Annotated in this window: 8 protein-coding genes; 6 read left to right on the top strand and 2 right to left on the bottom strand. The window is 61.5% G+C overall.

Annotated elements, in window-relative coordinates:
- Window positions 1-59: 59 nt before the first annotated feature.
- Window positions 60-3,728 (bottom strand): sulfite exporter TauE/SafE family protein, encoded by a 3,669-nt coding sequence (locus VBE63_RS10650; RefSeq protein ID WP_323683005.1) that lies wholly within the window; start codon window positions 3,726-3,728, stop codon window positions 60-62.
- 465 nt (window positions 3,729-4,193) lie between these two features.
- Here VBE63_RS10650 and VBE63_RS10655 point away from each other — a divergent pair, with 465 nt between their 5' ends.
- On the top strand, window positions 4,194-4,316 hold the full coding sequence (locus VBE63_RS10655; protein ID WP_323683006.1) for a sodium:solute symporter family transporter: 123 nt from the start codon (window positions 4,194-4,196) through the stop codon (window positions 4,314-4,316).
- Window positions 4,317-4,383: 67 nt separating this feature from the next.
- On the opposite strand, the gene VBE63_RS10660 is transcribed toward VBE63_RS10655, so the two are convergent.
- Window positions 4,384-5,796 (bottom strand): OprD family outer membrane porin, encoded by a 1,413-nt coding sequence (locus VBE63_RS10660; protein ID WP_323683007.1) that lies wholly within the window; start codon window positions 5,794-5,796, stop codon window positions 4,384-4,386.
- Between the two features lie 286 nt (window positions 5,797-6,082).
- On the opposite strand from VBE63_RS10660, the gene VBE63_RS10665 reads away from it, so the two are divergent.
- The 5 genes from VBE63_RS10665 to VBE63_RS10685 form a co-directional block, all read left to right on the top strand.
- Complete coding sequence (locus tag VBE63_RS10665; RefSeq protein ID WP_323683008.1) at window positions 6,083-7,114, top strand: metal ABC transporter solute-binding protein, Zn/Mn family; 1,032 nt, start codon at window positions 6,083-6,085, stop codon at window positions 7,112-7,114.
- Entirely contained in the window at window positions 7,111-7,857 is a 747-nt protein-coding gene (locus tag VBE63_RS10670; protein WP_323683009.1) for an ABC transporter ATP-binding protein, read from the top strand. Before VBE63_RS10665 ends, VBE63_RS10670 begins: the two co-directional genes overlap by 4 nt.
- The gene (locus tag VBE63_RS10675) at window positions 7,847-8,707 is read left to right on the top strand and encodes a metal ABC transporter permease (RefSeq protein ID WP_323683010.1); all 861 of its coding nucleotides are present in this window, start codon (window positions 7,847-7,849) and stop codon (window positions 8,705-8,707) included. The genes VBE63_RS10670 and VBE63_RS10675 overlap by 11 nt, the downstream gene beginning before the upstream one ends.
- Before the next feature lie 13 nt (window positions 8,708-8,720).
- Entirely contained in the window at window positions 8,721-9,176 is a 456-nt protein-coding gene (locus VBE63_RS10680) for a transcriptional repressor (RefSeq protein ID WP_323683011.1), read from the top strand.
- Between the two features lie 16 nt (window positions 9,177-9,192).
- On the top strand, window positions 9,193-9,763 hold a 571-nt coding region (locus tag VBE63_RS10685; RefSeq protein WP_323683012.1), incomplete at its 3' end, for a ZrgA family zinc uptake protein.

Here is a 9,763-nt window from a genome sequence, read left to right on the forward strand (position 1 = left end):
GCTGATACGGGACAATGCGGGCTCAAGCATCTGGCTGATTGACGCTCGGCTTGAGACCTTCACTGTCGAGCTGACTGCATCCGGACAGTCCCGGCACCAAACCGCTCGGCGCCGGACACCGGTTTCGCCGCCGTTGGCAACGACAAGTCCAGGCCGTTTAGATCAGCACCTGCACGGCCCATGAAGAGCCTCAAATCCTCGCTAATCATGTCCCAGCAGTGTGGACCAATGCGCTCGGGCGCACCACTGAGATCGGTGTCGAAACGCATTTCACGCCCGTCAAAGGCGATGCGGACGCCCAGCATCACCGGCTTTGGATCAGCGGCATCGCTGTCATGAGCGGGGAGACCCGCGCCTTGCCTGGCACGGGGATAGATGGCTACGCTGATCTCGACCAGTTCGGTTGCCAGGCGGGGCAGATTGGTTTCAATGCGGGTCAGGGTGCAGTCCGGATTGCGGCAGCGCTCGCGTAGGGCAAAGGAAAACTCACGATCAACGAACACACCAATCGCTCGCTCGAGATCCTCAAGATGGCGCTGACAGCGTCGCAAGCGCTTCGGATGGGCCGCCTCGTCGCGCAGTTGTCGGCGTATCACCTTGCGCAGCCGATCAAAGCTCTTCGGTAAGGTGCCACTATGAAACCCGCGACACATCAGCCCACGCATGTTCTCGCCATGTGCGCCCACGGCGGCTGGCTCAATGGGGCTTTCGGGGGCCTGATCTGCCTCAACCGCGCTCAAGCGCTGGCGATGATTGGCCTCGTAGAGCTTCCAGTTTTCCTTCAGCTCCCAGACCAGGAAGCCAAACAGACCAGGCAGCAGCACAATGGTCAGGGTCACGAACGGATAGGCGATGACCTTAGGCAAGACCGACTGGGTGATCTCAACGAAAGCCGTCGTGATTGCCGGTAAAAAGGGCAACAGCAGCTTGTGGCCGATGGTCACGATCGGAAAGTGCTTGACCGGGTTAACCTGCGGCTCGACCAGCACAGTGACGTAGAACTGAATCAGCGCCTCGGAAAAACGCCAGATCGGGGCCAGAAGCGATTTGGTTGCCAGGCTGGTCAAGGGTTCGCCCCGGTGATGGGTCAGCCCCTCGTCGACCCGATGCAAGAGCTGCGAAAAACGACGGGTCAACTCTTTGAAGAAGAACAGTAGCTGCTGTATCAAGCCAATGAAGAGGGCCTGATTAAGACGCTGCAACGAGGTTCCGATGCGAGTGCTGAGATTGTCGAGGAAGCGGCGGCCCGCCGGTGTATTCCTTGCCAGGGTCCCCAACGCGAACGCTAGCCCAAGCAACCACAAACCAGGCTCGATCGGTACCTCTTCAACCAAGACCGCAAGCGCGATGATCGGCGCCAGCGGCAAGATGCCAATCAGCATTGGCTGAATCAGGTTGCGGCCGAGCCCGCGCAGCAAGCCGGTACTCAACAGGGCGGCAATCGGCCACCAACGCATCAAGCGGTGCGGACCGTCCCAGAGCAGAAAACGCAGAATGCGCCAGCCACCCAGGATCACCGCCTTGGCGACATGACGGCCGATCCCGGTATGCACGACGAGATTGATCAGCATGCCACTGAAGACCACCGAAGTCGTCTCGGTGAAATGGAAGCGCTGATCCACGAAAGGGATCAGGGCAATCAGCAAATCCAGGCTCTTGAGCACCAGGAAGGAGCCGCCGAAGGGCAGCAAGAGGTAACGCAGGATGTCGCGTCCCAAGGGCGTACCGAACAGCGGCGCGCCGAGCTGCTGCAAGCCCTTGATATAGATCTCGCCTGGACGATAGACGCCGGGCAGCGCACGCTCAGCGGTACGATCGAAACGTCGCAGCCGGTCACCGCGAAAGAACTCGGCCCAAGTCGGGTCTGGCAGGCGCAGAATATTGCGCGCGACAATATCGCGGACATCGGTAAACTTCAGATGCCGACGGTGCTTGATCACGTCGAGCAGTTCGAGCTTCATCTTCTGCGCGGCGACGATCTCGCGGTGATTGCGCGGGATGAAATCGGCCTCTCGCATCGCCTGCTCGAGACGTGGCGTCAGCTCAGTATCGAGTCGATCCGTGATCGATTGATTCAGGCTGCGCAACAAACGCGTGAAGCGCTCCAGCTCAGCGATCGGCCAAGGCAGCTCCTCGAGCCGTGCGCGACTTGCCTCCAACGCTCTTAGGGCTTTGAGCAGGGACTGAAACGGCAAGGACTCGCTGATCGGGGTCCGACCGAGGTTCATGAGCCAGCGGCCGAGCCGAAGCCGGTAGTAATCAGTGGGGCCTCGGATCAGCAACTGCTCGAGGCAGCCCAGTAGGCCCTGCGCCGCCGGTGAGCCATAACGGCCCCGATCATCGACAACCAATCGATGCACCAGCGCGCGCAATTCGGCGCCTGCGCCGCGCTCCAAGGCCCAGCGCTCGGCCAAGCCATCCGCTAACAGCGATTCGACCAGCGCCTCACGCTTGGCGATGGCCTCCTCCAACGCGGCCGGGAGCGCTCTGGCATCGGACATCAAGCGCCGCGCCAAGCGCCGCGCCACGGCGATCCGACGCAGCGCCAAGGCAAGATGACCGCCGCGCTGAGCGCGCACCGCAGCCGCGACCCGCTGTTCGAACAAGATCACGCCGGCGCGAAGATCAGCCTCGCGTCGCAAGCGACCGGCGGCAGCGGTGACAAGGCGTTCGCGTCGCAATAACCATCGTGTCAATACCGGCGGGACCCAGCGCAGCGCACCCAGCAGCCGGGTGCGCCAGATACCCACAAGATCGCCAAGGCGCTCGCCCCAGTCCGGGCACAGATCCAGCTGCACACCACGCGCAAAGGCCTCCATGAGCAGCTGCTCGGGGGATGGCTCTGGCGCAGCAGTGTGCGCTTTCACTTCAGAACGCTGACCTCGAGCCATTGGGGTCGTCGGATGACTGGCTTGCGCGGCGGCATGCGCGGAGGCCTCCGCCTGTGTCAGCGCCACCACCGCCTGTAGGTCGGGATCAGTCCGCCCATAGGGCAGCGCGAGTGGCAGCAAGGGGATGTCCCAGCTCGGATGACCACCGCCGCCAGGACGACTCTTGAGTAAGAGTCCAGGCAGCCGCTCATCGACCAAGGGCCGGGGCAGGTCGAGCCCAACTGCCGACATCCAACGGTCGACCGCCGGCCAATCCTGAATCGCCGGAAAGAAGAATCCGCGCGCACCTGGGGCGAAGTAGCGCAAGCGCACAACGAAAGCGACGAAGCTGCGACAGACCAGGTCGTCATCCCACACCGGCAGGATGAGACCATCATGGCTCAGCACTTCGCGTACCTCGGCGAAGGCATCAGCGCCGATCCGTTCGAGCAGCGAACTCGCACCGAGGCCAGCATCCCGATCCGCGCAATCCTGAATCGACTGCCATGTGCGTGCCACCTCGGCTTCGAAGGATCGTGCCCAATAGTCGTCGCGCAACCGCCGAAAGCTGCGTTGCTGAAGGCGCTGGTTGGGCGGACTGGGCAGCAAGATCACCTGCTCCGGCAGCCGCAGGCCTTCAATGACCGATAACGCCTCGGCATTCTCGGTTTCGAGCCCGAGCAGAAAGTCATCCCGTGGCATCAAGTAATAGGGCAAGCTCGGCACTGAGATCCCGGCCAGGCGCTCACCCAGCTGACCTTCGATCAGCCGTTCAATAGCCCGCGCATGGAACAGAAACAGGCCTTCGGCCGGCTTCATGATCTGTTGGCGAAAGGCCTTGGCGGTAACGATAGACATGCTGAAGGGGGGAGGTGAAGACCGCGTTAAGCATTGATCCCACGTCGGCTTTGGGGCGAACAGGGGTCACTCAGTGGGCTGCCCCGTGGCATGGGGCTCACCCATCGGGCTCGCCCATCGGGCTTCACCGTCAGCGCGCGGTTTCGCGATCGAATGAGGATGGTTTTGGGATGGATTAGACAGCTGTCGATAGGTCGCAACTCTAACCGATTGCCCAGCATCATGACGGGTTTTCAAACGCGATGGCGGCTGAAAGCCAAGACCTGAAACGACGATCCTGTTAGGTTTTCGCAACAAAACCGTCACCACGCGAGACCAATACTCAAGCCTATCGGCAACTGCTGCGCACCCAGGCCAGTCAGCGCGAGGTGGTACTGGTAGGACGTGCGGCAGTGGTCTTGCTGGCGCTGAGCGCCTTGTTGCTGGCGACCGATCCCGATAACAAGGTGCTCGGATTGATGGCCTATGCCTGCCTGGGCAGGCTTTGGTGCCGCTTTCGGCCCGGTGCGACTGATCAGCCTCTACTGGGAGCAGATGAACTGGTCTCGCGCCATTGCGGGCGTGCTCGCCGGAGGTCTGGTGGGTTAAAACTGCGCGCGTCGTGAAGTGCGATTCGAGCATGGCCGGGCCTCGCAGAGGTCCGGCCATGCTCAGCTCAGAAGCTATAGGTCGCAATCAGACGCCAATGGTTCATTGTGGCGTCGGCCTTATTGCCACTGCTCTGGTTGACGAAGCCATCGTACTCACTGGTCCGGTTGACATAGAGGGTCCGGATCGTCAGCCCCTTGACCTGCTTCGGCTTGTAGGTCAGCACCAGATCCAGCTCCTCGGCGTTCGAGGTTGGCACGGCAGCCGGGGTGACGTTCGGCACCGCACCAACGGTCTCTGACTTGCCATAGTCGAAATAGGCCGCCATGAAGCGCAGACCGGGCATGATCTCGTAGCTGGCGCGCAGCCCCCAGGCATTCACATCCTGGCGATAGGCATTGCGCGAGAAGATCGAGCTGGTAAAGGCCGGATCACCACCGAAGGCGTTGAAGAACGCAGTGTCGCCATCGGATTGGTTCCACATCAGATGCGCGGTCCATTTCTTTTTGGGTCCGATCAGGCCCGCCTTGAGGCCAAACAGGTTGTAGTCCAGGTTGCCGTCGCCAAAGTTGGCCTGGATTGCCGGACCGCCCTGTATCCCTTTGGTACCGTCGCCGACATCATCTTGGCGTAGATACTGAGCACCGAGATCGAGCTTCAGGTTGTTCAGTGGGATCTTGGCGTCGACATCGAAGTAGACCGTATTGGCGATATTTTGGGTGTAATAATTCCACAGCGAAAGCTTGGTATGCGGCAGTCCGGCATAGCTGATACTAGCGACGGTAAGACCGGCAATATTGTCGGCCCTTGGACCAAGTGCGATCTGGCCGAGATTGAAGAACTCGGCCTGCCGCAGCCCGGCTTGATTCGGCGCTTGGGCAACACCGGCAGTACCAGTCGCCTCGCCGATGAAGCCCCAGTCGGTCATCGCCCGGGTACCGAAGGACATCTGGGTGATCTGCCCGAGGGAGATATCTAGACCCTCGATCGGCTTGGCACCCGCGCGCAGCGCGGTATACGCATTGGGCACCAGGTTATAGGTATTTTTGGTCAATGGCGTATCGATCTGGCCACGGCCGCCGAAGGCATAGAGGTGCTTGTTGCCGAAGGTGATATTGACATTGGTGAGCTGTGCTTTCTGAGCGCCAGTGTCGTTCAGGAACATGCCGCGCGCGGTGCGCTCTTTACCCACCTTCGGATCAAAATCCGTACTGCCGAAGATGTCGCCGTTGAGATAGCCTGCAGTATTGAAGCGGAAGCCTTTCCAGGCCGGGCTCTTGTAGTCCAGCATCACTGAATAGCCATTGCCACTGCTCGGGTCCCATCCATTATCCTCGGCCGTCAGGATACTCATGGCACGGATACGGCCACTGAGCTCGCCATAGTCATTGCCCTGGAACTTCAGCTCATAGGCGCCAGCTCCCGCGCTGCCTAGGCCAACGGATAGCGCGACGGCCGCGATTTTATGCTGTCTCAGCATCCTCATCCTCCCGTTTCGGGTTGTTGGTCGTTGTTGTTTTGTGTCGTACCGCAGACAAATTTACTACATTCCTGCAACATTTGTATCAAAATCTCAACATTAACCCTCGGTTCCTTGAGATAACGCACAACAGCCTGACAGAAATCAAAACCCACAGAACTGGACTGAGTAACGCTGTCACGAAGCGTTTCGACGAGCACAAGAAAAATCTGTGATCGAAACCTGTCGCAACCGTTATAATGTTGCGATAACCATCTTCGTGCTGCTTCACACCGAGATCCCCGCCGTGCGCAGATTCGCTTCCCTCTTCATCCTGATGCATTTCGTCGCTAGTCCGGTCTGGGCTGAGGATCACCCCGCGAGACTCAGGGTCTTCGCGAGTGTGCTGCCGGTGCAGACCTTCATCGAAGCGGTCGGCGGCGAGCGCGTCGAGACCGAGGTCATGGTGCTACCCGGGCAGAGTCCGGCGACCTACGACCCCAGTCCGAAACAGGTCGCGGCGCTGGCGGGGGCCGATCTCTATGTCCGTGTCGGTGTGCCCTTTGAACTTGCTTGGATGAAACGGATTCAGGCCGCAAATCCTGATATGCCGGTCCTTGATCTCCGCGATGGCCTACCCTTGCGCCTGCAAGAGGCGCACGAGCATGATCATGAGCACGGACAGCATGTAGGTCACGCGCATGAAGCGACGACCGACACACCAAGCACGGCCCCCGTGCCCGACGAGATGGACCCGCATATCTGGACGAGCCCGCTCCTCGTCCGCGAGATGGCAGTCGCGATCCGCACCGCTCTCAGTGAGCTTGACCCCGAGGGAGCACCCCTCTACGCGCGCCGCCAGCAAGACTTCGACGCCGAGCTCCTTGCGCTGCACCAAGATTTGCAGCGCAGCCTCGCCGGGCTCGACGACCGCGCCTTCTTGGTCTACCACCCCGCCTGGGGCTACTTCGCGGATACCTATGATCTCGAGCAGATCCCGATCGAGCGCGCCGGCAAGCAACCCGGACCGCGGCGGCTCTCGGCCTTGATCGAGCAGGCGCAGACCGCTGGCACCCGCGCGATCTTCGTGCAGCCCGAGTTCGATCAGCGTATCGCCGAACAGGTCGCGCGCAGCATCGGTGGTCGGGTCGAGGTGGCAACCCCGCTGGCCGCCAACTATGCCGAAAACCTGCAACGCTTTGCGGCGATCCTCGTCGATGCCAACAGCAGGTCCGATAGCACCGACTCGGCGGACAGCACCGAGTCAGCGCATTCAGTGGAATCTGCACCTTCAGCGCCACCAGCGAACCCTGCAGCGCCATCGGCTAAGGCTCAATGACTGCCTCCATCGCCGTCATCGAGATCGAGCACCTCAGCTTCGCCTATGGCGAGGTGCCGGTGCTGGAGGAGGTCAACCTGCGCGTCGAGTCCGGCGAGTTCCTCGGTTTGGTCGGCCCCAACGCCGGTGGCAAGAGCACGCTGTTGAAACTGATCCTCGGGCTGCTGCACCCACAGCAGGGACGCATCCGCGTCTTGGGCCGCACCCCCAAGCAGGCTCGGCGCCATATCGGCTATGTGCCGCAATATCCGGCCTTCCTCCGCGAATTCCCGATCCGGGTTTTGGATGTGGTGCTGATGGGCCGACTTGGGCTGGGCGGCAATCGACTGCAGCACCTAGGAACCTGGCGCCGCCACGATCGCGAGCGCGCACAGCAGACGCTGGTGGACGTCGAGGCCGGCGATCTGGCCCAGCAGCCGATCGGCGCCTTATCCGGCGGCCAACTGCAGCGGGTCCTGCTGGCGCGCGCGCTGGTCAGTGAGCCCGAGGTGCTGATCCTCGACGAGCCCACCGCGAACATCGATCAACGCATGGAAGGCGAGATCTTCGAACTGCTGGCGAAACTGAACCAACGCCTCACCATCGTCGTGGTCTCACATGACATCGGCTTCATCTCCAGCTATGTCAGCCGCGTCGCCTGCCTCAACCGAACTCTGTTGTGTCATCAAACCGAAGCCATCGATCCACACCTGATCAACGATCTCTATGGCGAACGGGTCCGTATGATCAGTCATGTCCACTGAATTCTTCACCGCTCTGATCCAACATGGCTTCCTGCAGCAGGCCCTCATCGCTGGGCTGCTCGCCAGCATCGGCTGTGGGCTAATCGGCCCTTTCGTTGTCGTCAAGCGCATCACCTTCTTGGCCGGCGGCATTGCACATTCGGTGCTCGCAGGCATGGGTGCCGCGCTCTTCTACGGCGTCGATCCGCTCGCCGGCGCCCTCGCTGCCGCAGTCGTCGCTGCGCTCTTGATCGGTTGGGTGCGGCTGCGCTGGCGCACCGGAGAAGACACTGCCATCGGTGCGCTCTGGGCGATTGGCATGGCCATCGGCATCCTCTTCGTCTCACAGACGCCTGGCTATGCCACCGACCTGATGAGCTTCCTGTTCGGCAACATCCTGCTGGTGCCCACCCGCGAGCTCTGGTTCATGGCGTTGTTGGATCTGGTCTTGCTGCTGAGCGTCGCTCTGTTCTATCGGCAGTTCGTCGCCGTGGCCTTCGACGAGGAGTTCGCGCGCTTGCGTGCCGTTCCGGTCGATCTGTTCTACCTGCTGCTGTTGGTGCTAGTCGCTGTCACGGTGGTGTTGATGATCCAGGTGGTCGGGTTGATTCTGGTGATCGCGCTGCTGACATTGCCAGCGGCGACTGCCGGGCATTGGACCGGCACCCTGGCCGGAATGATGCTCGGCGCGACACTAATCGGCGCCCTGCTCACCAGCGGCGGCCTCGCGCTATCCTATGCGCCTGATCTGCCCACTGGCCCCACCATCATCCTGCTGGCGGGCGCGCTCTACCTCTTGTCCGCCGTCAGCACTGGCTTCATGGCAAGGCGACGGGCCGAGAAGGCAGTCCGGGCAACCACCAAAGGTTGAGACTGAGGCTGAAATGGACGAAGAGACACTGCAACAGGCGCTGCACAGGGCTGAATTACTCTGCGCGCAGCGCGGCGTGCGCTTCACCGCGCAACGACGCCGAGTGTTGGAGCTGGTCTGCCGCGCCGCACGCCCGATCGGCGCCTACGAGATCCTCGACCAATTACGCGATGGCGCCACTGCGGCACCACCAACGGTCTATCGGGCGCTCGACTTTCTGCTCGAGCAGGGCTTTGTGCATAAGCTCGAGACCCTGCACGCGTTCATCGGCTGCACCCATCCCGAGCACCCGCACGCCAGCCAGTTTCTGATCTGCAGTGATTGCGGACAGGTCAAGGAACTCGAGAATGCGGCCATCGCCGGCAGCCTGCGCACAGCCGCGCTGGAGACCGGGTTTCAGACTGAGCGACCGGTGATCGAGGTGCTAGGCACCTGCGCTCATTGCCGGCGCAAGACCGACGAGACTTGAGGAATACCCGATGCCGATGCCTTTAACGAAGCAGAACGCCGTGCTGCTGCGCGCGCTGATCCTTGCCCTGCTGGGTTTTTCCAGCAGCATCATCGCGCAAGCGGATGCCGATCAAGGCCCGCATGCGCATCGTCACAAGGAGCATGGCCATGCGCATACCGACGGGAACAGCCAAGCAGATCGTCAATCAGATCAGCAAGCGCGAACCCAAGACGACGCAGCGCAAGCAACCGGTTTTCGCCAACAGGGGGCGCACGTACACGGCGTCGGCCAGCTCAACATCGCGATCGACGGCGATGCTTTACTCATCGAACTGATCAGCCCGGCGATGGATCTGGTCGGCTTTGAGCACGCACCCAGAACCGAGGCACAGCAGCGTACGTTCGCCGAGGCGCACTCACGGCTCGGGCAAGCGAATCAGCTCTTCACCCCGAGCGCCGCAGCCGACTGTGCTCTGACAGCGTCCGATGTTGAGTTCGATCTTGGGACGCCTGCAAGTGACGATCCCGCAGCAGCTCAGCATGAGCATGAGCGCGAGGATGGGCACGAGCACGAGCACGAGCACGAGCACGAGCACGAGCACGAGC

This window comes from Lamprobacter sp., from assembly GCF_034860625.1.
Taxonomy (GTDB): Bacteria; Pseudomonadota; Gammaproteobacteria; order Chromatiales; family Chromatiaceae; genus Lamprobacter.